Annotated in this window: 23 protein-coding genes and 1 pseudogene; 1 reads left to right on the plus strand and 23 read right to left on the minus strand. The window is 33.6% G+C overall.

The features are described 5' to 3' along the window. Positions 1-3: 3 nt before the first annotated feature. The 21 genes and pseudogenes from ACM595_RS03415 to sal all read right to left on the minus strand — a co-directional run bounded on the left by ACM595_RS03415 (position 4) and on the right by sal (position 22,653). Entirely contained in the window at positions 4-1,176 is a 1,173-nt protein-coding gene (locus ACM595_RS03415; RefSeq protein ID WP_000195429.1) for an IS256-like element IS256 family transposase, read from the minus strand. 97 nt (positions 1,177-1,273) lie between these two features. Then, positions 1,274-2,272, minus strand: a pseudogene (locus tag ACM595_RS03420) (NRAMP family divalent metal transporter); the annotation flags it as partial. 3 nt (positions 2,273-2,275) lie between these two features. Further along, entirely contained in the window at positions 2,276-3,034 is a 759-nt protein-coding gene (pxpA, locus tag ACM595_RS03425; RefSeq protein WP_069837983.1) for a 5-oxoprolinase subunit PxpA, read from the minus strand. Then, positions 3,035-4,393 (minus strand): acetyl-CoA carboxylase biotin carboxylase subunit, encoded by a 1,359-nt coding sequence (locus ACM595_RS03430; protein WP_419744434.1) that lies wholly within the window; start codon positions 4,391-4,393, stop codon positions 3,035-3,037. A 22-nt stretch (positions 4,394-4,415) separates the two neighbouring features. After that, entirely contained in the window at positions 4,416-4,862 is a 447-nt protein-coding gene (locus ACM595_RS03435; RefSeq protein WP_325994158.1) for an acetyl-CoA carboxylase biotin carboxyl carrier protein, read from the minus strand. Next, positions 4,862-5,869, minus strand: a complete 1,008-nt coding sequence (locus ACM595_RS03440; protein WP_419744435.1) for a biotin-dependent carboxyltransferase family protein — start codon at positions 5,867-5,869, stop codon at positions 4,862-4,864. The genes ACM595_RS03435 and ACM595_RS03440 overlap by 1 nt, the downstream gene beginning before the upstream one ends. After that, positions 5,859-6,593, minus strand: a complete 735-nt coding sequence (gene pxpB / locus ACM595_RS03445; protein WP_419744487.1) for a 5-oxoprolinase subunit PxpB — start codon at positions 6,591-6,593, stop codon at positions 5,859-5,861. Before pxpB ends, ACM595_RS03440 begins: the two co-directional genes overlap by 11 nt. 294 nt (positions 6,594-6,887) lie before the next feature. Next, a complete protein-coding gene (gene greA, locus ACM595_RS03450; RefSeq protein ID WP_002483128.1) occupies positions 6,888-7,364 on the minus strand; it encodes a transcription elongation factor GreA in 477 nt (158 codons plus the stop codon). Positions 7,365-7,391: 27 nt separating this feature from the next. Beyond that, complete coding sequence (udk, locus tag ACM595_RS03455) at positions 7,392-8,015, minus strand: uridine kinase (protein WP_011302972.1); 624 nt, start codon at positions 8,013-8,015, stop codon at positions 7,392-7,394. Then, positions 8,015-9,283 carry a peptidase U32 family protein gene (locus ACM595_RS03460; RefSeq protein ID WP_011302971.1) on the minus strand — a complete coding sequence of 423 codons (1,269 nt, stop codon included), beginning with the start codon at positions 9,281-9,283 and terminating at the stop codon, positions 8,015-8,017. The genes udk and ACM595_RS03460 overlap by 1 nt, the downstream gene beginning before the upstream one ends. Before the next feature lie 13 nt (positions 9,284-9,296). Beyond that, on the minus strand, positions 9,297-10,220 hold the full coding sequence (locus ACM595_RS03465; RefSeq protein WP_002483125.1) for a peptidase U32 family protein: 924 nt from the start codon (positions 10,218-10,220) through the stop codon (positions 9,297-9,299). Continuing rightward, the gene (locus ACM595_RS03470; protein ID WP_002483124.1) at positions 10,217-10,858 is read right to left on the minus strand and encodes an O-methyltransferase; all 642 of its coding nucleotides are present in this window, start codon (positions 10,856-10,858) and stop codon (positions 10,217-10,219) included. The genes ACM595_RS03465 and ACM595_RS03470 overlap by 4 nt, the downstream gene beginning before the upstream one ends. A gap of 569 nt (positions 10,859-11,427) precedes the next feature. Further along, positions 11,428-11,760 carry a DUF1292 domain-containing protein gene (locus ACM595_RS03475; RefSeq protein WP_002483123.1) on the minus strand — a complete coding sequence of 111 codons (333 nt, stop codon included), beginning with the start codon at positions 11,758-11,760 and terminating at the stop codon, positions 11,428-11,430. 16 nt (positions 11,761-11,776) lie between these two features. Next, complete coding sequence (gene ruvX, locus ACM595_RS03480; RefSeq protein WP_011302969.1) at positions 11,777-12,205, minus strand: Holliday junction resolvase RuvX; 429 nt, start codon at positions 12,203-12,205, stop codon at positions 11,777-11,779. 3 nt (positions 12,206-12,208) lie between these two features. After that, positions 12,209-12,469 carry an IreB family regulatory phosphoprotein gene (locus tag ACM595_RS03485; RefSeq protein WP_002483121.1) on the minus strand — a complete coding sequence of 87 codons (261 nt, stop codon included), beginning with the start codon at positions 12,467-12,469 and terminating at the stop codon, positions 12,209-12,211. 69 nt (positions 12,470-12,538) lie between these two features. Next, the gene (gene alaS / locus ACM595_RS03490) at positions 12,539-15,169 is read right to left on the minus strand and encodes an alanine--tRNA ligase (RefSeq protein WP_069822033.1); all 2,631 of its coding nucleotides are present in this window, start codon (positions 15,167-15,169) and stop codon (positions 12,539-12,541) included. A gap of 348 nt (positions 15,170-15,517) precedes the next feature. Then, on the minus strand, positions 15,518-17,902 hold the full coding sequence (locus tag ACM595_RS03495; protein ID WP_041080574.1) for an ATP-dependent RecD-like DNA helicase: 2,385 nt from the start codon (positions 17,900-17,902) through the stop codon (positions 15,518-15,520). Between the two features lie 3 nt (positions 17,903-17,905). Continuing rightward, complete coding sequence (locus tag ACM595_RS03500; RefSeq protein ID WP_115352934.1) at positions 17,906-18,571, minus strand: tetratricopeptide repeat protein; 666 nt, start codon at positions 18,569-18,571, stop codon at positions 17,906-17,908. 134 nt (positions 18,572-18,705) lie between these two features. Beyond that, positions 18,706-19,818 carry a tRNA 2-thiouridine(34) synthase MnmA gene (gene mnmA, locus ACM595_RS03505; protein WP_002483117.1) on the minus strand — a complete coding sequence of 371 codons (1,113 nt, stop codon included), beginning with the start codon at positions 19,816-19,818 and terminating at the stop codon, positions 18,706-18,708. Further along, entirely contained in the window at positions 19,819-20,961 is a 1,143-nt protein-coding gene (locus ACM595_RS03510) for a cysteine desulfurase family protein (protein ID WP_041080572.1), read from the minus strand. Between the two features lie 60 nt (positions 20,962-21,021). After that, complete coding sequence (gene sal / locus ACM595_RS03515; RefSeq protein ID WP_419744436.1) at positions 21,022-22,653, minus strand: Sal family ABC-F type ribosomal protection protein; 1,632 nt, start codon at positions 22,651-22,653, stop codon at positions 21,022-21,024. A gap of 293 nt (positions 22,654-22,946) precedes the next feature. Between sal and ACM595_RS03520 the strand changes: the two genes are divergently transcribed. Then, complete coding sequence (locus ACM595_RS03520; protein WP_069822035.1) at positions 22,947-23,945, plus strand: LLM class flavin-dependent oxidoreductase; 999 nt, start codon at positions 22,947-22,949, stop codon at positions 23,943-23,945. A 147-nt stretch (positions 23,946-24,092) separates the two neighbouring features. Here ACM595_RS03520 and ACM595_RS03525 read toward each other — a convergent pair whose 3' ends face one another. Beyond that, on the minus strand, positions 24,093-24,263 hold the full coding sequence (locus tag ACM595_RS03525; RefSeq protein ID WP_162835595.1) for a hypothetical protein: 171 nt from the start codon (positions 24,261-24,263) through the stop codon (positions 24,093-24,095). Positions 24,264-24,300: 37 nt separating this feature from the next. Beyond that, entirely contained in the window at positions 24,301-24,483 is a 183-nt protein-coding gene (locus ACM595_RS03530; protein ID WP_002483111.1) for a CsbD family protein, read from the minus strand. Positions 24,484-24,566 lie beyond the last annotated feature (83 nt).

A 24,566-nucleotide genomic window follows, 5' to 3' on the forward strand; every position in this document is an offset into this window, starting at 1 on the left:
TTTCTACTTATCAAAATTGATGTATTTTCTTGAAGAATAAATCCATTCATCATGTAGGTCCATAAGAACGGCTCCAATTAAGCGATTGGCTGATGTTTGATTGGGGAAGATGCGAATAATCTTTTCTCTTCTGCGTACTTCTTGATTCAGTCGTTCAATTAGATTGGTACTCTTTAGTCGATTGTGGGAATTTCCTTGTACGGTATATTGAAAGGCGTCTTCGAATCCATCATCCAATGATGCGCAAGCTTTTGAATATTTTGGTTGATCGATATAATCATGAATCAATCGATTTTTAGCCTCACGCGCTAAGTTAATATCTGTGAACTTAAAAATTCCTTTAACAGCTTCTCTGAAAGATTTTGAATTTTTTTTAGGAATGGTGGTAAAGATATTTCTTAGGAAGTGAACTTGGCATCTTTGCCAACTTACGTTGGTGAAGGATTTTCTAATGGCAGAGACTAATCCTTTGTGCGCATCAGAAATAACGAGTTCCGTACCTTGTAAACCGCGTTCTTTTAGGTATTCAAAAAATGTTGTCCAGGTCTCTTCGCTTTCGCCACTTTGAATCATGAAGCCGATAATTTCACGGTCGCCATCTTTGGTTATTCCAATCGCTATATGACAGCTTTTTGAGAGTACTCGATTTTCTTCTCGTACTTTTATATAGAGTACATCGGTCATTAAGTAAGGATAATTTTTTTCTGATAATAAACGATTCTGCCACTCGTTAACCATAGGTTCTAGCTGTTCTGTTAAGCTAGAAACGAAGGACTTAGAGACGGATTTACCACAAAGTTCTTCCACAATTTTTGATACTTTACGAGTTGAAACGCCTGATACATACATTTCCAACATTGAAGCCATGAGGGCTTTTTCGTTTCGTTGATAACGTTCAAACACTGTGGGTGAAAAATGGCCATCACGTGTTCTGGGTACTTTTAATTCTAGCGTGCCTACACGTGTCGTAAAGCTGCGCTCATAATAGCCATTTCGTTGACTTTGTCGGTTTTCTGTTCGTTCATATTCTTTTGCTTGAATATATTCTGTTCGTTGATTTTCCATTAGTTGATTAAATACCGTTGTTAAAATATTTTTAGAAACGTCATCCTTTACAGAATATTCAATAATGCTTTGAATCTCTTCGCTTTTCAGTGTAAAATGTACTTGGGTCATGTAAAAGTCCTCCTGGGTATGTTTTTGTCGTTAAAAACATTGTACCGTAAAAGGACTGTTATATGGCCTTTTTACTTTTACACAATTATACGGACTTTATCGTTGACACTACAATGAAACTAATTACAATAATATTCGTTTTATTATAAACAGATTTATGTAATGTTTTTAAGAATGTTGCACTTGTATATGCAGAGCCAATAACTGAAGACATTGCAGCCGCAAATAGTACAATACCGAAAATATTTCGTCCTATAGGTCCTAACACATGTTCAAATACAGAAGCAGGTGGATTATCAGCATTCAATGTAACGCCCGTTACTACTACACCTAATACAGCTAAGAATAATAATGTTCTTAGTACACCAGTTGTTAATATACCTGAAATCGCAGCCTTATTTACAAATGGTAAATAATCTTTACCTTTAATTCCAGAATCTAATATTCTATGTGCGCCAGCAAAAGTAATGTATCCGCCAACCGTACCACCAACTAATGTGATAATTGGTAAAACAAGCGCTAGTGGTTGCTCTGGCATCACTAAATGTTTTGCAGCCTCAGCATAGGGTGGATTGGCTTTAAACATAACAAAAGCGACAACGATAATCATCAATACACCTAAAAACATTGTTACGATGTCCATTATCTTTTGTCCACTTTTACTAATAAATATTGCAATTGAAAGAACGGCAGTAATTGCTGCACCTATTTTAACATCTAACCCAAATATCGCATTCAAACCTAATCCAGCACCGGCTATGTTACCAATATTAAAAGCTAGACCACCAATTGCAATGAGGATTGATATAAATGTACCCAGTCCATTAAAAATTTCATTAGCTACTTCTTGTCCACGTTTACCTGTAACAACGAGTACACGCCAAATATTAATCTGTGCACCAATATCAATTAATATAGATAGTAAAATTGCAAATGCAAAACTAGATGCAAATTGTGCTGTAAATACAGCAGTTTGTGTTAAAAATGCTGGTCCTATCGCGGATGTTGCCATTAAAAACACAGAACCTAATAATAACCTTTTGTGATTTTTAGTAAACTGGAAATCTTTCTCGTCTGACCTTAATTTTTCTCCCATTGCTTAGCCCCCTAGCCTTGTAATTGAAATGCCTTCTTTCGTTAATTGTTCTCTAATTTGTGTTACAAATTCAATTGCATGTGCCCCATCGCCGTGCACACAAATAGTATCTGCTTTAATATCTATTGTATTGTCATTTTTTGTAATTACTTTTTGAAATTTAACCATATTTATCACTTGTTTAATCGCTTCATCTGTATTGGTAATCAATGCATCAGCTTCTTTTCTGCTTACTAACTGTCCATCGTCTTCATAACGTCTGTCGGCAAAAACCTCAGAAGCTGTGGACAATCCTAAAGCCTGTGCTTCTGAAATTAATAAAGTATTAGAAAGTCCCACATAGATTAAAGTCGGATCAAAGTCATAAACTGCTTTTGCAATAGCATGCGCAATAACTTTATCTCTTGCTCCCATTTGATAAAGTGCACCATGCGGTTTAACATGATTAATCTTAACGTCATGAATTCTACAAAAACCATTCAATGCACCTAATTGATAAACAACAATATCATAAACTTCTGCAGGAGATAAATCCATATTTCTTCTGCCAAAGCCTTGTAAATCAGGAAGTCCTGGGTGTGCGCCGATACCTATACCGTTGTCTTTTGCAAGTTTAATGGTATCGTTCATCACATGTTGATCGCCAGCATGAAAGCCACATGCAATATTTGCTGATGTTATTAAAGGAATAATTTGATTGTCACCACCAAATGAATAGTTACCAAACGCTTCTCCTAAATCACAATTCAAATCTACTTTCATTTATACTTCCTCCTTTAAAATTTGATGTCTATCTAAAAATTTAATGTCTACTTGGCTTGCATCACCATCAGCATATTTAGGATAAGATAATACAGCATACAGAAAATCAGCAGTTGTCGTAAAACCATCGATGACCATTTCATCAAGTGTTACTTTTAATTTATTAATAGCAAGTTGTCTAGTGGAAGACTTCACAATCACCTTTGCAACTAATGAATCATAATATGGTGAAACTTTATATCCGTGATATAACAAACTATCAACACGTATATTAAAGCCCTGTGGCAGATGTAAAGCTTCTACAGTGCCTGGTGTAGGTTGAAATTGTTTCTCTGGATTTTCTGCATTGATTCTTGCCTCAATGACATGACCATCAAAAGTAATGTCTTCTTGTGTGAATGGTAGTTCATTATGTTGCATGAGATACAATTGTGCTTGTAATAAGTCTCTGTTTGCTCTCATCTCTGTTACTGTGTGTTCAACTTGGATGCGTGCATTCATTTCTATAAAGTAATACGCATCATCCGTAACTAAATATTCAATGGTGCCTGCACTGCGATAATGAGATGCACGCGCCACTTTAACAGCATCATTACACATTGCTTCTCGCATCGACTCAGAAATTGCAGCGCATGGTGATTCTTCAATTAACTTTTGATTTTTCCTTTGTACAGAACAATCTCTTTCACCTAAGTGAATAAAATTATTTTTGCCATCACCGATAACTTGAACTTCCACATGTTTTGCAATAGGGATGAAAGCTTCAACATAAATACGGTCATCATCAAAATACTTTTTACCCTCACTTTTAGCTTCTTTAAAAGCTTTTTCGAGTGACGCTTCTTCTTTGACAATACGTATACCTTTACCGCCACCACCACTCGCTGCTTTTAACACAAGTGGATAACCAATATCTTGAGCAATAGATTTCACTTCACTTATCGAATCAACAGCACTTGTAGAACCCGGAATAATAGGAACACCGACATTATCAACTGTTTGTCTAGCAGTGATTTTATCCCCCATCATTTCCATAGTTGTCTTAGTAGGACCAATAAAATAAATCTCGTTCTCTTCAACTTTTTGGGCAAACGATGCACTCTCCGATAAAAAGCCGTACCCTGGATGAATCGCGTTAGCTTGTGTTATTTTGGCTGCGCTAATAATTCTGTCTTGGTTTAAATAACTTTCAATTGGATTTGCCTCACCTATACAAACAGCTTGATCTGCTAAACTTACATGCAAACTTGATTCATCACCTATCGCATAGATTGCAACAGTTTCAATATTTAGTTCTCTGCACGCTCTTATAATACGTACAGCAATTTCTCCTCTATTTGCTATCAGACAACGATACAATGCAAACACCCCTTTATTTGACTTATTTTACGTTAACAATCAGTTGATTGTATTCTACGCTCGAACCGTGCTCAACTAAAATTTCTTCTACAACGCCTGAAACATCGCTTGTTACTTCATTAAGCACTTTCATCGCTTCAATATATCCGACTGTATCTCCTTTTTTAATTTCGTCACCCACTTGTATAATAGGGTTTGTTAACTGTTTTTCGTCTTGTAAGAAAAATGTGCCTACCATTTGAGATTTAATTTGTTGATATGTATGCTCATTTGTTGAATCATTCTCTTCATTTTTAGCATTATCTATTTTATTACTATCATTTTTTTCTGCTTGGTTTGATGTAATATGATTTGCATCATTCTCAGTAAAATCAAGTTCGATTTCGTTTTCATAGTCTTTATATTTAAATTTTTTAACGTCGTTCTCTTTAACTAATTTAATTAACTGTTCTATTTTTTCAAAATTCATTATAATTCCCCTTTTAATAAATTTTTGATTCGTGACGCTGTTGGTCGAAGTTGTTTTATTTTAAAAATTGGATTTTTTATTATTTCTTTTCTTTTTTCAGAAAAACATTTTTCTTTTTGCTTTAGTGTCTTGATTGCATCTTCGACTGATATCCATTGGAATCGGATGGTTTCACCTGGCTGTTTTTGTGCCAGTATCGATAAATCAGCTGCACAAACTGTTGCAATTTTAGTATAGCCTCCCACAGTTTGCTTATCATTCAGTAAGATAATGGGATTACCATCGTTAGGCACTTGAATACTACCAAGTGCTACTGGTTCTGAAATGATATCTGCAGAATTGGTTGGCGCAATATTTTCGTCTTGTAAGCGGAATCCCATACGGTCAGATTTTTCTGAAATTTTAAACGATTCAGATGTTAATTTTGCTTTTACTTCTTCTGAAAACTGCTCTATTTGTGGCCCTTCTATAATATGAATCGTGTGTTGTTCATCGTTTTCATTTTCAATACGCGCACTTATACCTATCTGAGATAAATAGTGATCGTTTTGTTGAATAGTCAATACATCACCTTTTTTTAAAGCTCGTCCTTTATAGCCGCCAATTTGACTACGGGTGTGTGTGGCATAACTATTAGCTATCAAAGGTACATTGATAGGTTGTCCAAAAGCTATGTATCCTCTGGCACCATGTAACGCTGAATTTAACTTTAATATATCGCCTTTTTGTGCTTTAATAACCGTTTGATGAGATATAGGTTCATCATTAATAGTAGCGTCAAACTGAGCACCTGTTATAACAAAGGTATTATCTGCTAAAAATTGAATGGACGGGCCGATAATTGTAACTTCTATTGCAGGTCCTTCATTATTAATTAATGTTTGTGCAAGTCTATACGCATAGATGTCTAATGCACCAGCTGTTGAAAACCCTTGATTTTGATAACCAATTCGCCCTTTGTCTTGGATTGTACTAAACAAACCGGGCGTTAATATTTTAATACTCATTACTTACTGTCACCCACTTTTCAATATCAAATTGATTACTTTTTTGTTCCTCTTCAATCTGATTTAAGGTTTGTTCATTAATAGCATAAAACTTAATATAATCTCCTGAGTTGTATAAACACATTGGATCTCGATTTATATCAAACACTTGTATAGGTGTTTGTCCGATAATTTGCCAACCACCTGGAGAAGATTTTGGATATAATCCTGTTTGGTTATTTGCAATACCAACAGAACCCGCAGGAATACTTGTCCTCGGTTCCTCTCTTCTGGGTGTATGTAATTGTTTATTTAACCCTCCTAAAAATGGAAAACCTGGCATAAAGCCCAGCATATATATTAGGTAGGTATTTTCAGTATGTAATTTAATAACTTCTTCTGAAGTTAATTGATTATGTTTCGCGACTGTTTCTATGTCTGGGCCACGGTCACCACCATAGTATACGGGTATATGTAAAATTTTAGATTGTGAGTTTGATGTCAGTCCTGCATCAACATCAACATTGCCTAAGTCCAAGCTGTTTATGATTTCTGTCGCATCGCTTTGAGTGATATCGATAGTCAACATAATTGCGCGATACGAAGGTATTATTTCTAAAATAGTTTTATTACTTTGATCCTTAATATACTGTTCTATTCGCTGTACTTCTTTAAAAGTATCAGGATCAATCTGTTCATCAAAATAAATCATGATGGTTTGTTCATTAATGATTTTATATTCCAGAAACGTTGCCCCCTTTGTTAATTATCACAACTTATTATAAAAACAAACTAAGTTGTACATTCAACATTTCTATTATATCATTTATTATAAATTTCTGTTTAATAGCAAATAATTATCATAGATTATAATAAATAATGAATTCGGCTTATATGAAAAGAATCAATATAGATAGCCTAAATAATTTTATAATTGTTATCAATTTATCAGAATATAGTCTGCAAGTATAGAAATATTTTAGCAAAGTGTAAAATCCCCCCAGACATTTAACATGTGTGGGGGGTTTTGCACTAAAACTTATTTGATATTTACGATTTTAACATTTATTTCTCCACCATTTGGTAGTGGAACACGTACTTCATCGTCTAATTTTTTGCCAATTAAACTTTTGGCCATAGGTGATTCGTTAGAAATTTTACCTTTAAATGCGTCTGACTCTGCAGAACCAACAATTTGATATTCTTCTTCTTCTTCACCAGGTAATTCAACAATCGTAACTGTTTTACCTAATTGTACTTCGTTATTATTACCTGTATCTTCGATAATAAGTGCATTACGTAACATGTTTTCTACACGTTGGATATCTTGCTCAATAAAACCTTGTTCATCTTTTGCCGCATCATACTCTGAGTTCTCTGATAAGTCACCAAAAGAACGGGCAATTTTAATTTTTTCAACGACTTCAGGTCGTTTAACAGTTTTTAATTCTTCAAGCTCATGTTCTAATTTCTCAAAACCTTCTTGCGTCATTGGATATTGCTTTTGGTTTTCCATTATGTCATCTTCCTTTACTTATAAATACTATTGTTTACTAACTAAAGTTTGAATCTTCGTCGTCATTATATCGATAGCTACTTTATTACTTCCGCCTTCTGGTATGATAATATCTGCGTATCTCTTAGTTGGTTCTATGAATTGATTATGCATAGGCCGAACTACATTCAGATATTGATTAATAACAGATTCCATTGTACGTCCTCTTTCTTCGGTATCACGAAGCAGACGTCTTAATATGCGCAGATCAGCATCTGTATCAACATAAATTTTGACATCCATTAAATCTCTTAATGTTTTGTTTTCAAGTGCAAATATACCTTCTACGATGATAACATCTTTTGGCTCAAATGCAATCGTTTCCTTACTTCTCGTATGATTTGAGTAGTCATATGTTGGCACTTCAACCTGCTTACCATTCCTCAAGTCATTCAAATTGTCAATTAATAAATCATTATCAAATGCAAATGGATGATCGTAATTGGTTTCTAAACGTTCATCAAAAGTTAAATGTGATTGGTCTTTATAATAATAGTCTTGAGCCAATAGTGCAACACTATGACCTTCTAAATTTTTCATTATTTCGTTTGTAACGGATGTTTTCCCCGATCCTGAACCACCGGCAATGCCTATTATTGTTGTACTTTTCATTATCCAATTTCCTTTCTCATCATGTTATTCGCATAAATTGGATGATCGACTTTAATTTGAACTATCTGCAACGGATGGCGTGCAGCATCAAGTTCATTTCCCTCTTCATCATAAATTGTTTCCACAACTTGTCGAAAAGTATCAATTTCTGGTCCAAAAAATTCAATTTCCTGTCCAGGTTCAAATTTATTGCGTTGTTGTACTGTAGCAATTTTAGTCGCTTTATCATAATCTAACACTAACCCACAGAAATCATAAGCAGAATTTTTCTTATTTTGTTGACCAAACATTTGCTCTTCATAACCTGGTGTACCTTCTATAAATGCAGATGCAGTATCTCTATTAGCGCATTTGTCTAGTTCAATCAACCATTCTGGCTTAATCTTAAAGTTCTCTGGATCACTTGCATATGCGTCTATAACTTTTCTATAAATTGAGACTACTGTCGCAATATAATGTATGGATTTCATGCGTCCTTCAATTTTTAAAGAATCTACACCAATATCCATCATATTGGGAATCGATTCTATTAATTTCAAATCTTTAGGGCTCATTGCAAAAGGTGCAACCTCATGATCACCATAATATAAATCTAATTCCCCATCAGATTCAATATGTAATAAATCATAATCCCATCGACAACTTTGACAACACCCACCACGATTTGAGTCACGCGCAGTCATATGATTACTTAATGTACATCTTCCTGAATAAGCAATACACATTGCACCATGTATAAAAGATTCAATTTCAATATCAACTTTTTCTTTCATCTCTTTCATTTCCATAGCACCTGTCTCACGTGCTAAAACAACCCTATCTAAACCTTCTTCTTTCCAAAACTCAACTGCTTTGTAATTAGAAAGTGATTGCTGTGTTGAAAGGTGGATTTCCAATTCTGGCGCTACTTTTTTACAAGTTTCAATTATAAGCGGATCAGCAACGATAATACCAGTTGCACCTGTTAATGCTAAATCGCGTAAATAGGTGTCTAAGCCGTCTATATTTTCATCATGAGCAATTATATTAGTGGTTACGTATATTTTAGCACCATAACGCTTTGCAAATGCAACACCCTCTTGGATTTCTGGCATTGTAAAGTTATCTGCATTAGATCTCAAACCATATTCTTGTCCACCGAGAAAAACAGCATCTGCACCATAATGTATAGCTATTTTAAGTTTCTCTAAATTACCAGCAGGTGCAAGAAGTTCAGGCTTTTTCATTTTAGGTTTATTTTGAACATTAATTTCTTCTAAAATTTTCACGAGTTAACCTCCATTAGTATACTGTTTGTTTATATAAGAAGCCTTCGTCAAACGGGCGATGTTCCGGTTGTATTGCTTCTATTGGATCGACAAGCATGAATTTTTCATCTTCATATGCATCTGGGTCCTCATTATACAGATCTATTGCTTCTCTGTATTGTTCAGTACAAACATTGATATAACTTTCTGACTGTAAGATGCCGTCTATTTTCAGTGAATCTATACCCGCTTCAAGTAATGGTTCCAATTCTTCTATTAAGCAAATATCGTTTGGTGACATAATATGTGTTCCATTATAATCTTCATAAACTGGGTATTTATTATCACGTTCTTCGTCATATAATAATAAATCATTCGTTTCATCGTTACGGGAGATCTTCATTTGACGTTCTTGGAAAGTGTAATAATTACCTAACAACATACGCTTAGATTGGAACATGCAAGTCATACCATGAACTTGAACTTCAATTTCAACATTCGCATGGGCTTTGATATTAAGGATTTCGTCCAAACTCAATTCTCTAGCAAGTTGTGCACGTGCAGCTCCTTTTGCTCCCCAATAATTACATTGAAAATAATTAGTCACCAGTGCTTCTGCATCCCAATGTAAAGGAATTGGATCTGTGTGTTGTTTAACATACATAACAACAGCTGGGTCTCCAAAGATAATTCGATCAACTTTTATTTCATGAAGAAAATCAATATAAGCTTCAACTGCACTTAAATGATAGTTATGGAATATACCATTTACTGCAGCATATGCCTTTTTACCATTACGATGAATCATATCCACTGCTTCAATCATTGCTGCTTTATCAAATTCTCCTGATAATCTCAAACCAAATTTTTGCTCGCCAATGACAAAGGCATCAGCACCTTTTTCAATTAATGTTTCGATATGTTTAACCGATTTGGGTGTCACTAATAATTCTGTCATTTAGATTCTCCTTTAATTGAAATGGCTAATCCATCATCAATATTTAAAAAGTTAGTCGTATAAGCTTCGTTATTCATAAGCCATTCGTTATATTCAATCACCTTTTTAACCATTTGGCGCACATTGCGAGTCCGCACAACTGAAATATCAGAAACAAAGCCATGATAGAGTACATTATCCGTAATAACTACGCCACCTTCTTTTAATAAAGGTGTATATAATTCAAAGAATTTCTTAGACTGTGCTTTAGCAGCATCAATAAATATCATATCGAAACTTTCTTGTTCGACATTATGAAATTGCTCTAACGCGTCACCCTCAACCAATGTCACTTGATTTGAAAAATCGTATTTCCTAATATTTTCTTTTGCTTGCTGTTGCATATCTGAATCACGTTCAATTGTCGTAATATGTACATCTTTAGATACAGATGCAAATTGCATTGCACTATAGCCAATCGCTGTACCAATTTCTAAAATATTTTGTGGTTTATGCAGCCTAATCAATTGCTTAATCATTTCTAAAGTAAGTCTGTCTACAATAGGGACGTTATTCGCTTCTGCATATGGTCTCAAAGACTCTATCGTTTCATCGGTTTGTTTATGTAAATTTAATAAATAGGATTGATTATTATCCATTTTCAAAACTTCCTTCGTTATAATATAATACATAAGTTTTAACAATAAAATAGGGAGTAGTATAGAAGCCTTTTGCACATAAGGTTCCTTGCCCCATCCCGGCAAAAATGGCCAATTAAAAACTCAAAATACTTATAGATTTGCGCTAGAATGCGTCATTTTATGTATGACCATCATATTTTCTTTAGAAATTATGCTTTAACATCTATTATCATTGTATTTTCAACTTAATCAGTTACCGCACAGACTATCAATCACACTAGTCATTGGTGCTCGTGCTAGTTTAATTTTAGTAAAGATGAAAAATATATTTACATATAACATTTATATGGTCTATTCCATTATTAATAAATGCAATTTCAAAATCGTATGTGTTTGAATTTAACTTTATATATTTTACCATAAACACCCCGATAATATAAGCATAAATTCCGTAGTTAGTTAACTCTTAAATATATAATTATCATTAATCATTCGATTTTTATTCGTTTATTTACAGAAAAAAACCATACTGCTTTTCCAGTATGGTTTACTTCATAGTGACTTATATTTAAAGAACGATTTTTTAATTATTCGTGGTCATGATCGTGGTCATGATCATCCATTTCTGTATTAACGACTTCTTCAATCATATCCCATTCTTCGTCAGTTTCCACTGGTAAGAATTTGCCACCTTCACCATTTTCATCTGGCTCATTAATCATAGGCACCAATTCAATTAAATCGTCATCATCTGATTCTGCACCTTCTTCAGCAAGAATAACGTATTCTTTTTTGAATTCTGGGTGGAAAAATTCTAATACTTTACGATATAAGACTTCATTACCTTCTTCATCATATAATGTAAGTAATTCCTCTTCATTGTTAATTTCTAATTGAGAATCATGGTTATGCTCTGTCATTATTAAAAGCTCCTTTTTATTGTAATGAGTCTAAATAGCCTTGCAATATAAATACTGCTGCCATTTTATCTATTACTTTTTTTCGTTTCTGTCTAGAAACATCCGCTTCAAGTAATGAACGCTCCGCAGCCATAGTGCTTAGACGTTCATCCCACATAATTATTTCTAATGATGGCAGTGCTTCTTGAAGTTGCTCCTTGTATTGTAACGAAGCCTCGCCTCGAAATCCAATAGAATTGTTCATGTTTTTTGGTAATCCAATAACTACAGTACCAACGTTATCTCTTTTTATAATTTTTACTAATGCTTCAATACCTAATTCATTGTTCTCTTCGTCTATACGGAGTGTGTCTAATCCTTGGGCTGTCCAACCCATCAGATCACTTATTGCAATGCCAACAGTCTTACTTCCTACATCTAATCCTATAATTTTATGCTTTAACATAAACTAATTCGATTTCTCTTGCAAATAGTTTGAAACTAATTCTTCCATGATATCATCGCGATCAATACGACGAATTTGATTTCTAGCTTCGTTATTGCGTGGAATATACGCAGGATCTCCTGATAATAAGTAACCAACAATTTGGTTCACAGGATTATATCCTCTTTCTTCTAAGGTATGATAGACATTTTGTAATACTGTTTTGACATCTTCTTTTGGAATTTCATCATAATTAAATTTCATTGTTTTATCAAAATTTTCCATTGTTCTTACACTCCTTTGTATCGAGTAAAAAAAGTTCTTACTTATATTCTACATTAGAATCGAATCAACTTATAGAGATTTAATGTAATCTTTAATGAAACGTAATGATTCTGTTATGTTCTCTGGTTCAGTACCGCCGCCTTGAGCCATATCAGGGCGTCCGCCACCTTTACCGCCTACTACAGGAGCCATGTTTTTAATGATATCTCCTGCTTTCACTTTATAAGTTAATGCTTTTGGTACGGTAGCTACTAATGACACCTTACCATCTATATTACTAATAAGTACAATAACAGTATCTTGTAATTTTGATTTAAAATCATCCATAGTTTCACGTATTGCTTTAGCATTAGGAACTTCTACTTCCGTTGCTAAGACTTTCAATCCATTAATTTCTTCTACTTGATTAGTGATGTCACCCATTTTTAATGATGTCACTTCTTTATTCTTTTGTTCAAGTTGTTTTGTAAGCTCTTTTTCTTTGTCTTGCATATGAACGATTTTCTCTAATACTTGGTCATCTGATTTTACTTTTACTTGCGATTTAACTGCGTTAAATTGAGATTGAATCGTTTCTAAGTATAAGAAAGCTGATTTACCAGTCAATGCTTCTATTCGACGCACTCCAGCACCTGTACCAGACTCACTTACTATTTTAAATAAACCGATTTCTGATGTGTTGTTCACGTGAATACCACCACATAATTCAATTGAAAATGGGGCCATATTTACAACTCTTACAATTTCACCATATTTTTCACCGAAAAGTGCCATAGCACCTAGTTGTTTTGCTTCAGAAATTGGCATTTCTTGAATATCTACTTCAATACTGTTCCAAATTTCTTCATTAACACGACGCTCAACCGTGTCAATTTCCTCTTGTGTCATTGGGCCAAAGTGTGAAAAGTCAAATCTTAGACGATCTGCTTCAACAAGTGAACCTGCTTGATTAACGTGATCTCCAAGGACTTCTTTTAATGCAGCGTGTAATAAATGTGTTGCACTATGGTTTTTCTTGATTGAACGACGTTCTTTGTGATTCACACTCGCTGAAACTTCAGCATTCTTCTTAACAGTACCAAATTGAATCTCACCTTTGTGCAAATTCTGACCATTTGGTGCTTTAGTCACTTCAGTAACTGCGATTTCAAAGTTTTCATTACTAATTGTACCTTGGTCTGCCACTTGACCACCACTAACAGCATAAAATGGTGTCTCACGTAAAATAAAGTAAATCGTCTCTCCTGCTTCTGCAGATTCTACAAGTTCACCATTTTGGATAATATCTGTGATGACAGAGGCTTTGTCCATAACATCATACCCAACAAATGTGCTATCTGTGGTAATCTTTTTCAATACTTCACTTTGAACTTGCATAGATTGTGAATTTTGTCTTGCTTGTCTTGCTCTGTCTCGTTGCTGTTGCATTTCTTCTTCGAATGTTTGCATATCTATTGATAAATTTTCTTGTGTCGCAATTTCTTCTGTTAACTCAACTGGAAAGCCGTAAGTGTCATATAATTTAAAAGCGTCTTTACCACTGATTTCATGGGTAGATGTTTTCGCTTGTGCAACTAAGTTATTTAGAATAGCTAGACCTTCTTCTAATGTTTCATGGAAGCGTTCTTCTTCTGATTTAATGACGCGCTTAATAAAGTCTGCTTTTTCTTTAACATTAGGATAATATGGTTCCATAATGTCAGCTACAATATCAACTAGACGATACATAAATGGTTCATTAATATCTAATGATTGACTGAATCTTACTGCTCTACGTAATAAACGACGTAAAACATATCCTCTTCCTTCATTAGCTGGTAGTGCACCATCTGCAATGGCAAATGCAATTGTACGAATATGGTCGGCAATCACTTTAAATGCCACATCATAGTTATCATTTTCCAAGTATGTTTTACCTGATACTTTTTCTACTTCATGAATGATAGGCATAAATAAGTCTGTTTCATAATTTGTACGCACATTTTGAGCAAGTGATGCCATTCTTTCAAGACCCATGCCGGTATCAATATTTTTATTGGGCAGTGGTGTATAAGTGTGATCTTTATTGTGATTGAACTCACTAAACACTAAATTCCATACTTCAAGGAAACGTTCATTTTCTCCCCCTGGATACATTTCTTCTGCAGGATCATCTTGTCCAAAATCTTCTCCACGATCATAGAAAATTTCCGTATTCGGACCTGATGGACCTTCACCAATATCCCAGAAGTTGCCTTCAATGCGAATAATACGACTTTCCTCAAGTCCAATGTCTTCATTCCAAATTCTATACGCTTCTTTATCCTCTGGATGTATTGTTACATATAAAAGTTTAGGGTCCATTGCCATCCACTTTTCACTTGTTAAAAATTCCCATGCAAATTCTATAGCTTCTTGCTTAAAATAATCCCCAATTGAAAAGTTACCTAACATTTCAAAAAATGTATGATGACGTGCTGTGAAGCCAACATTTTCTATATCATTTGTACGAATTGCCTTTTGAGAATTAACTATTCTTGGTTTTCTAGGTGTTTCTCTACCATCAAAATATTTTTTCAATGTAGCTACACCAGAATTAATCCATAATAGTGAATCATCGTCAATAGGGACTAATGGTGCAGAAGGTTCTACCATATGGCCTTTTTCTACGAAATAATCAATAAAATTTTGTCTAATTTCACTTGCTTTTAAGTTTTTCATACTTAAAATTCCTCCATCTCAACTCATGTTAGTTCTTTAAATAATTAAAAAAGAAAATAAAAAACGCCCATCCTCATAAAAGGGACGAACGTTTCGCGGTACCACCCTAGTTATAAGTGTTAACAAATTAATTCAATCTTAATTGTAAGTATCATACAGATCAAACGACTGACTTTAATTCCCTAAAATACACTTATCACTTAATTAGTTATTATGCTTGCTGACACAAAGTAGCATTCAACTATACCGACTGTACTTTTCACCAACCAGTACATCTCTTTTCGCTCAGTATAATTTACTCATCTTTATGTGAAGTTAATTATATTGTATTTATTTTCTTGTCACATGTCAATCTTCAACGAAGTCATATGGGGAAATATCTCCCATATTAATCATTGGGTTAATTTTAAAAATATTGTCTTCAGTTAGAATGATATCAGCATCAAATGTGTCGCTGATTTCTTCTTCAGTAGATGCATCGTTATTAAAGTAGGCTTTTAAAAATGTGCATAACTGTGTCATTCTCACTTGTCCATGCGTTTTTAAACCAATATCAAAGGCTTGCGGATCACCTAAAAAGACAAGGGATTGTTTAGCCCTTGTTAAGCCAGTATATAATATGGGCTTTTGTAGCATTCTAAAGTATTGTTTTACCATAGGCATGATGACTATTGGGAATTCAGAACCTTGTGATTTATGGATCGACGTACAATAAGCATGAGTTAATTCTATTATATCTTGACGAACAAAAGTAATTTCATTACCTTCAAAATCAACGACTAATACATCTTTGTTCAACGCATTTTCTTTTGCCCAAAAAACACCCACGATTACACCAATATCACCGTTGAAAATATTATCATTAGGCCTATTTACAAGTTGCAAGACTTTGTCACCTTTTCTAAAAAGCACATCACCAAATTCTATTTCACGTGTATCTTTATCCTTAGGATTTAAAATATCTTGTAATACCATATTAAGTTTTTTTATGCCTGCTGACCCTTTATACATTGGTGCAAGCACTTGAATATCACTCATATCATAGCCTTTATTCACAGCGCTTGAAACAACTTTTTCCACAACTGTCGGAATCTGATCTGTATTACAATTTATAAAATTTCGATCATGAAAACGTTGGGTTATATCAATCGGTTCACCTAGTTTCATCCGATGCGCTAATTCAATAATACTAGAACCATCTTGTTGTCTATAAACTTCTGTTAAATTAACACGAGGAATCACTTTTGAATCAATTAAATCTTTAAATACTTGACCAGGACCTACAGAAGGCAATTGATCTTCATCACCTACTAAAATGATTTGTGCATCTATTGGAACTGCACTTAAAAATTGGTGGAACAGCCATGTATCAACCATAGACATCTCATCAATGATAATTAATTTTGCTGATATTTCATTATCTAAAATATCTTCCGGTTGTGTATCCTGATTCCATCCGATTAAGCGATGAATTGTCATGGCTTCTAAACCTGTCGACTCTGCCAAACGCTTTGAAGCTCTTCCTGTAGGCGCACCTAATACGACTGGATAATCATCATTTTGATAATCATCATAATTTAATGAGAGACCATGAATTTCTGCATATAATTCTACAATACCTTTTATCACAGTTGTTTTACCTGTACCAGGACCACCTGTGAGTAACATAATTTTAGAATTAATAGCAGTCTGTAACGCATCTTTTTGTGAATTTGCATAATTAACTTGATTGCGCTCTTCAATTTCTCCAATCTTCATTAAAAGATCAGACTGTTCTATTTGTTTGAGTTTATTCGTATACGCATAATTGCGATAAAGATTCTGCACACTTTTTAATTCTGAATAATATAAACTCGGAATTGCAACTTCATTTTCTTGTTGAATGAGTTTGGTATCATTTACCAATTCTTGTAATACATGATTCAATTGTTGCATTTCTATTATTTCACTAGGTGCTTGAGAAAGCATATCTTGAGTCATTTCTAATACATTTTGAGTAGGTAAATATGTATGTCCTTGCTTAATACATTCCTCTTCAAGTACATATAACAAACCCGCTTTTAGTCTTTCTGTATCATTGAACTGGATTCCAACATTTCGTGCTAAGGTATCAGCTTTATTAAATCCAATTCCTTTTACATCATATACGAGTTGGTAGGGTTTATTTTCAACAACATTAAGTGTTTCTCCTAAATACGCTTGGTAAATCGCCATAGCTAGTTTTGGTCCAAACCCTAAATCATGTAAGCGTATGATAATTTGCTCCGTCTCTTGATTACTAGCAATTTGTTCAGCAATTTGTTTTTGCTTTTTCTTAGGTAAACCAGGTACTTGCTCTAATACCGACGGGTCATTCAAGATATCGTTTATAGCATTTTCACCTAGTTTATTAACAATACTTTGCGCAGTTTTTTTACCAATACCTTTAAATAAATCACTTGATAAATAACTAATAATTGCCTCTTTAGTTTGTGGTAATTCTTTTTCAAACGTTTCAGCTTTAAGTTGTTTACCATACTTCGGATGTGTAACAACTTGGCCTTTGAATGTATAAACATCACCTTCAGCAATTTCTGGGAAAAACCCTACAATCGTAGGCATTGAATCAAATGTTTCACTTGACTCAATTGTATCAACTTTTAAAACCGTATAAAAATTTTCTTTATTTTGAAATAAAATCGCATCAACGGTTCCTTTAATCATTGAATTATTAAATAGTGTAGGGTCTCCCATCAGTTATTCCTCCTCTGCGATAGATTTAAATGTTTTTATAGCATGCTGACTCATAACATGTTCTGGATTTGCGTCTACAGCAGCTTCAAAATATTCAATTGCTTGTGCTGTATCTTCAGTCTGCATATAAGTTGCCAAACCTAAATTATATAATGCATCTGATTGTTTATTATCCATTTCTAACACCGACTTAAGTTGCTTTATCGCTTGATCAAACATTTCTAAATGACAAAGTACAAGTCCATACTGAAATTGAACCTCAACATCATGACGGTCATCTTGTTCTGCTGCAGTCATTAAAAAAGGTAAAGCCTCTTTAAATGCTTCTAATTGATTAAATGACATGCCAATCATATAGTTAGTATCGACTTGATCAACGTTAAATTTCAACGCTTGTTGATACAATTTAATCGCTTCATTAAAACGGCCTTCATTGTAATATACATTCCCGAGATTATAATAGATTGCGCCATTTTGCGGATCTAAAGTAATTGCACGTTGAAAGAATTTTTCTGCTTTATCTACTTCGTTCGCTTCAGCTAATAAAATCCCTGCATTTATGTAATTTTCTACTTCTTTTGGATTTGCTTCTATGTTTTCAAATAATGCTTTTAATGCTTCTTCAAAATTGCCCTGTTTAATTAAATTATATATCTGTTCTTGATTCATTTCTAACCCTCATTTCTGACTACTTATTATAACATTTACCACGGTATTTGAAATGATAATTTCAAAAAAAGAAATCGCTAGTTACTATATTGAATAGCTTTCTAACGATTTCGAATAAAATTCAAAATTAATATTTATACAACGTAACTTAGTTGACCAGATTCTTTATAAACGTCATCTATCGTAGCGCCACCTAAACATACATCACCATCGTATAAAACGACAGATTGGCCAGGTGTAATAGCGCGAACTGGTTCATTAAATATCACGCGTATAGCATTTTCGTTTTCTTTTTTTACAAATACTTTCGTATCTTTTTGACGATATCTAAATTTAGCTGTACATTCGAAACCATTTTCTAGATTTACATCATTTACGAAAGAGATATCAGATGCTATAAGGTAATCGCTGTATAATGCGTCATGATGGAATCCTTGTTCCACATATAAAATATTGTCATCTAAATTTTTACCTACAACAAACCATGGATCACCATCGCCACCAATACCTAATCCGTGACGTTGACCAATTGTATAATACATCAAGCCAGCATGAGTGCCGATTTTTTTACCTTTTAGTGTTCTCATTTCTCCAGATTGTGCTGGTAAATATTGTGATAAGAATTCTTTGAAATTACGTTCGCCAATAAAACAGATTCCTGTTGAATCTTTCTTTTTAGCTGTAGCTAGGTCTTGTTCTTCTGCTATTCTGCGTACTTCTTTTTTCTCTATATCTCCAATCGGGAACATCACACGTGACAACTGGGATTGAGATAACTGATTCAAGAAATATGTTTGATCTTTATTATTATCAACACCTCTTAGCATTTCAACATGACCATCTTCATGACGACGCACACGTGCATAATGTCCAGTTGCAACATAATCTGCACCGAGTTTTAACGCATGTTCTAAAAATGCTTTAAATTTAATTTCTTTATTGCACATAACATCTGGATTTGGTGTACGTCCTTTTTTATATTCGTCCAAGAAATAAGTAAACACTTTATCCCAATATTCTTTTTCAAAATTAACTGCATAATATGGAATACCTATTTGATTACATACAGCGATAACATCATTATAATCCTCTGTTGCAGTACAAAATCCATTTTCATCTGTATCATCCCAATTTTTCATAAAAATGCCAATTACATCATATCCTTGTTCTTTTAAAATATGTGCTGTAACTGAACTATCAACGCCGCCTGACATGCCAACTACTACGCGTGTATCTTTATTTGACAACTACATTTCCTCCCTAAATTTATGGTATATTTTGTGAATTTCTGAAACTATATATTTAACTTCTTGTTCTGTTGTCTGTTCATTAAAGCTAAATCTAACTGAGTGCTTCGCTCGCTCATCATCACTATACATTGCTTGTAACACGTGTGATGGCGTCGTTGTTCCTGCTGTACATGCCGAGCCTGATGATACATAAATATTTGATAAATCTAATAATGTGAGCATTGTTTCAACATCTACAAACGGTAAATATAAATTAATGATATGTCCTGTTGAATCTGTCATGGATCCATTGAGTTCAAAAGGAACTGAGCGCTCTTGTAACGACACTAGAAACAAATTCTTTAAATTCATAAGGTGCACATTATTTTCATCTCTATGCTCATTAGCTAATTTGATTGCTTCAGCTAAACCTACAATTTGTGGCACATTTTCAGTACCAGCTCTACGTTTTGCTTCTTGTTCTCCACCTAATTGTTGATACTTCAATTTAGTTTCTTCTTTTAGCAAAAGTACGCCGACACCTTTTGGACCACCAAATTTATGTGCAGTAATACTCATAGCATCCATATTAAAATCATGGAAATCAATTTCTAAGTGTCCAATAGCCTGAACTGCATCAACGTGGAATAATGCATTCGATTCTGAAACAATTTCTTCAATATCATACATAGGTTCAACAGTCCCAATTTCATTATTAACAAACATAATTGAAACTAAAATGGTTTCTTCAGTAAGTGCATTTCTTAATTGATTAAGGTTAATCAATCCTTCTTTATCCACTTCTAAATAAGTAACTTCGAAACCTTCTTTTTCGAGTTGTTCAAATACATGAAGTACAGAATGATGCTCAATCTTAGTAGTAATGATGTGTTTACCTTTGTGCATGTGCTCATAAGCAATACCTTTAATTGCAGTGTTATTTGATTCAGTTGCGCCACTAGTAAAGATGATTTCACTTGGCTTAGCATTAAACGATTTAGCAATTGTAAGACGCGCATCATCTAAGTATTTTCTGGCATCCCTACCCATGCTGTGAATTGATGACGGATTACCAAAATGTACTGAATAGACTTCCATCATTTTATCAATAACTTCTTGTTTGACGGGTGTTGTTGCAGCATAATCTGCATATACTTCCATGTTTGACACTCCTTAAATTTTTATCAATGTTCCAATAATAGCACCATATAATTTATTTTTCTAGTCGTCTGTTTCAAAATGGCCATTTTCATCTATATCTCTGAAATCATTTAATAAATTCAACGTATTTTGCGTATTAATTTTTTGTTCACTATTCATTGTAACATTAAGTAATTGTTTGTTTTTTACAACCCAATGTGTCGCATCAAAATGTTTTTGTAAATATAAATCATGTGTAACAATCAAAACTTGTCCTTTGAACTGTTTGATCATATTTAAAATTAAGTCTTGCGTTGTAATATCAAAGTAATTCGTTGGTTCATCTAAAATGAGTAAATTAGCATTTGAAAAAAACAATAGTACAAATTGCAATCTACTTTTTTCACCCATAGATAAAGAACGAATCGTTTGTTGTATTTTATCTTTATCAAAACCGAACGAAGCCAAGATTGTTTGAGCATAACTACATGTCATATGATCTATTGACATGACCATATCTAATGGTGTTTGTCTGTAATTCAAATTATTATTTTGTTGATCAAAATACGCAATTTTTACTGAAGGCGTTACATAAACTGTACCTTTATCCGGTTTCACTTGTTGTCTTATAAGCGCAATTAGTAATGATTTACCACTACCATTCGGACCAGTTAATAAAATATGTTCATCTTTTTTAATTTCAAAATTTGCTTTGTTATAAATTATTTTTTGTCCAATACCTATACATATATCTTCTAATTTCACTAATTCTCGATTATGCACTGATTGTTCATCATTAAAATGAAACTTTCTATCCTGTTTATCCGGAGACTCTAACTGCTTTTCATTTAATTTATGTGTTAACTGAGCATTTTTTACTTTTGCTTTTTTAGCTAGTTTGCTAAGACGCTTTTGTTGTTTAGGATCACGCACACTTGTCGTAGCTTTGGCAGTTGAATGCCATTCATTCACGCGTGCAATTGATTCTTCCAGCGCTTTGATTTCTTTTTGTTGCTTATCATATGCATTTTTATGAGATTGAAATTCTAATTGTTTGACTGAATGGTATTGATTATAATCACCTTGAAATTTTCTCGATGTTTTTTTAGTGATTTCATAAACATGACTCGCAGTCTGATTTATAAAACCACGGTGATGTGAAACGTAGAGTATCGTTTGCTTAGACTTATTTATTTCTAAAATTAAATTATCTAGCATTGCTTGATCAAGATGATTTGTAGGTTCATCTAATATAATTAGCGGTTTTTCAGATATAAACGCTCTGATTAATGCAACGCTTGTTTGTTGTCCGCCACTTAATAATCGTATTGGCTTATCTAAATCTTGTTCACTTATATTAAACCGCTTTGCGGTAGTAATTATTTTTTGTTCTATCTCATAACCATTTAAAGCGATATAATCACTTATCTTGTCATAATGGGTTACAATTTGCGTTTTCAAAGTTGCAACCTCAGGAAATATTGAAATGATAAAGGTCATCGCGGTTAAATCAAATACTTGCGTCAAGTCTTGCTTCATTAAATATGATTGCGTTTCATATTTTAAATTTAAAGCATTTAACAATGTTGACTTGCCGACACCATTATCACCAATCATTGCAACATGCTTACCTAGTTCAATATCAATATTTACGTCTTCTATCAATATTTTACCAAACTGTTCAAATGGTTTTTCTGAAAAATAAAAAGACATATCATCTTCCTCGCTCTCAATAAGGACATGACACATCTTTAAATATTATAACTGTAAAAGATTATAAGGTGCTTTCACATAAAAATACTAACCAGACAATGCCTATCCCATAATAGTTTTATTTTCTTGTACATCGTTGTTATTTACCTTATGAGCATTATCCATAGTATTTTTCTTGAGCCACCTCTCATTTTAATTTCATTAATTATAACAGTGAGCAATTTCTTACGCAAGTTTAAAAACCACTGTTATACTTCTTTATATTAGTTATTTAAAGGAGGATTACGTTAATTATGAAAGACTTAAAGTTATCGGCACTTAACTTAGTGCCAATTCGTGAAGGTCAAAATGACCAGAATGCCATAGAAGATATGGTGACGTTAGCACAACAATTAGAATCCTTAGATTATGAGCGTTATTGGATTGCCGAACATCATAACGCGCCTAATCTAGTCAGTTCAGCGACCGCATTGTTGATCCAACACACTCTAGAACATACTTCAAAAATACGTGTTGGATCTGGAGGAATCATGTTACCTAATCATGCACCTCTGGTTGTCGCTGAACAATTCGGTACAATGGAAACAGTGTTTCCAAATCGTGTAGATTTAGGTTTAGGTCGTGCACCAGGAACAGATATGATGACGGCTAGCGCGTTAAGAAGAGACCAGCATAATGGCGTTTATGAATTCCCTGAAGAAGTTGAACAATTGGCAACTTATTTCGGACCAGCAAATAAACAGGCTTATGTTCGCGCGTATCCTGCAGTAAACAAAAACGTTCCACTTTATATACTTGGTTCTTCCACTGACTCGGCTCATTTAGCTGCGCGTAAAGGCCTTCCTTATGTATTTGCGGGTCACTTTGCTCCTCAACAGATGAAAGATGCTATACAAATATACAAAGAATTATTTGAACCATCAGAGGTATTAAGTGAACCTTACGTTATCGTTTGTTTAAATGCAATCGTCGCAGATACAGATGAACAAGCTGAATACTTATCAACGACACAAGCACAAGTAATGGTCAGTATAACTAGAGGAAGAATGCAACCAGTTCAACCGCCAACAGACGATTTAAGAGGTTTATTAACGCCTACTGAATTTGAATTAGCGAAACAGAGAATGGCTCAATCATTAATAGGATCAGAAGAAACTGTAAAAGCTAAATTAACTTCATTTATTGAAGAACATGGTGAGATAGACGAACTAATGGCAATAAGCTACATTTACGATCAAGATGCACAGGTAGAATCTTACCGTAAATTAAAACATGTGATTGAATCTCTATAACATTATGTTATATACAACACTGATAAAATTCAATGCACTAGAGCGCGTATGTGTACTATACATTGGAATATCAACTCAAGTAATGATAAAAAAGCACAACTTACTTTATAAAAGTAAGTTGTGCTTTTTATTTAATCGAATAAACTATTATTTTTCGTCTTTTTCTTTTTTACCATCTTTATTATCGTTATCACTGCCACCAGTGAATTTATCGATTTGTTCAGATGCTTGTTTAGCTTTTTCATTATCTGTATCTTTTAATTTATCTGATACTGTTTTTGCAGTTTCTTTTGCTTTTTCAAAGAAATTTTCAGCCATATGAATCGCTCCATTTAATTAATTGAATTAGTGTAAATTATTTTTTGAATTTATCGATAACTTCATTAGCTTTATCTTTTGCATTTTCTACAAACTCTTTAGCTTTACCTGAAGTTTTATCTTCTTTACCTTCGTTTTCTAATTCTTTATTATCAGTAACGTTTCCAACTGTTTCTTTCACATTACCTTTTGCTTGTTCAAATTTATTTTCATCTGCCATAATAATTACCTCCTTGCGATATATAATATACATACCACTCAGTAAACTAATTAAACATACAAATAAAAAATTTTTGTTTTTTA

Origin of the sequence: Staphylococcus sp. LKG3-1, assembly GCF_048568385.1 — a bacterium.
GTDB classification, from domain to species: domain Bacteria; phylum Bacillota; class Bacilli; order Staphylococcales; family Staphylococcaceae; genus Staphylococcus; species Staphylococcus saprophyticus.

What these genes read in the sequence shown, in the direction of transcription:
- alaS (WP_069822033.1), bottom strand. Translation starts at nt 15,169, where the DNA reads ATGAAAAACTTAAAAGCAAGTGAAATTAGACAAAATTTTATTGATTAT.
- ACM595_RS03485 (WP_002483121.1), bottom strand. Translation starts at nt 12,469, where the DNA reads ATGGAAAATTTTGATAAAACAATGAAATTTAATTATGATGAAATTCCA.
- ACM595_RS03475 (WP_002483123.1), bottom strand. Translation starts at nt 11,760, where the DNA reads ATGACAGAGCATAACCATGATTCTCAATTAGAAATTAACAATGAAGAG.
- sal (WP_419744436.1), bottom strand. Translation starts at nt 22,653, where the DNA reads ATGTCTTTTTATTTTTCAGAAAAACCATTTGAACAGTTTGGTAAAATA.
- ACM595_RS03415 (WP_000195429.1), bottom strand. Translation starts at nt 1,176, where the DNA reads ATGACCCAAGTACATTTTACACTGAAAAGCGAAGAGATTCAAAGCATT.
- ACM595_RS03465 (WP_002483125.1), bottom strand. Translation starts at nt 10,220, where the DNA reads ATGACAGAATTATTAGTGACACCCAAATCGGTTAAACATATCGAAACA.
- ACM595_RS03470 (WP_002483124.1), bottom strand. Translation starts at nt 10,858, where the DNA reads ATGGATAATAATCAATCCTATTTATTAAATTTACATAAACAAACCGAT.
- ACM595_RS03525 (WP_162835595.1), bottom strand. Translation starts at nt 24,263, where the DNA reads ATGGCTGAAAATTTCTTTGAAAAAGCAAAAGAAACTGCAAAAACAGTA.
- ACM595_RS03510 (WP_041080572.1), bottom strand. Translation starts at nt 20,961, where the DNA reads ATGGAAGTATATGCAGATTATGCTGCAACAACACCCGTCAAACAAGAA.
- udk (WP_011302972.1), bottom strand. Translation starts at nt 8,015, where the DNA reads ATGAAAAGTACAACAATAATAGGCATTGCCGGTGGTTCAGGATCGGGG.
- ACM595_RS03495 (WP_041080574.1), bottom strand. Translation starts at nt 17,902, where the DNA reads ATGGGAGACCCTACACTATTTAATAATTCAATGATTAAAGGAACCGTT.
- ACM595_RS03500 (WP_115352934.1), bottom strand. Translation starts at nt 18,571, where the DNA reads ATGAATCAAGAACAGATATATAATTTAATTAAACAGGGCAATTTTGAA.
- ACM595_RS03440 (WP_419744435.1), bottom strand. Translation starts at nt 5,869, where the DNA reads ATGAGTATTAAAATATTAACGCCCGGTTTGTTTAGTACAATCCAAGAC.
- ACM595_RS03520 (WP_069822035.1), top strand. Translation starts at nt 22,947, where the DNA reads ATGAAAGACTTAAAGTTATCGGCACTTAACTTAGTGCCAATTCGTGAA.
- ruvX (WP_011302969.1), bottom strand. Translation starts at nt 12,205, where the DNA reads ATGTTAAAGCATAAAATTATAGGATTAGATGTAGGAAGTAAGACTGTT.
- ACM595_RS03530 (WP_002483111.1), bottom strand. Translation starts at nt 24,483, where the DNA reads ATGGCAGATGAAAATAAATTTGAACAAGCAAAAGGTAATGTGAAAGAA.
- greA (WP_002483128.1), bottom strand. Translation starts at nt 7,364, where the DNA reads ATGGAAAACCAAAAGCAATATCCAATGACGCAAGAAGGTTTTGAGAAA.
- ACM595_RS03435 (WP_325994158.1), bottom strand. Translation starts at nt 4,862, where the DNA reads ATGAATTTTGAAAAAATAGAACAGTTAATTAAATTAGTTAAAGAGAAC.
- pxpA (WP_069837983.1), bottom strand. Translation starts at nt 3,034, where the DNA reads ATGAAAGTAGATTTGAATTGTGATTTAGGAGAAGCGTTTGGTAACTAT.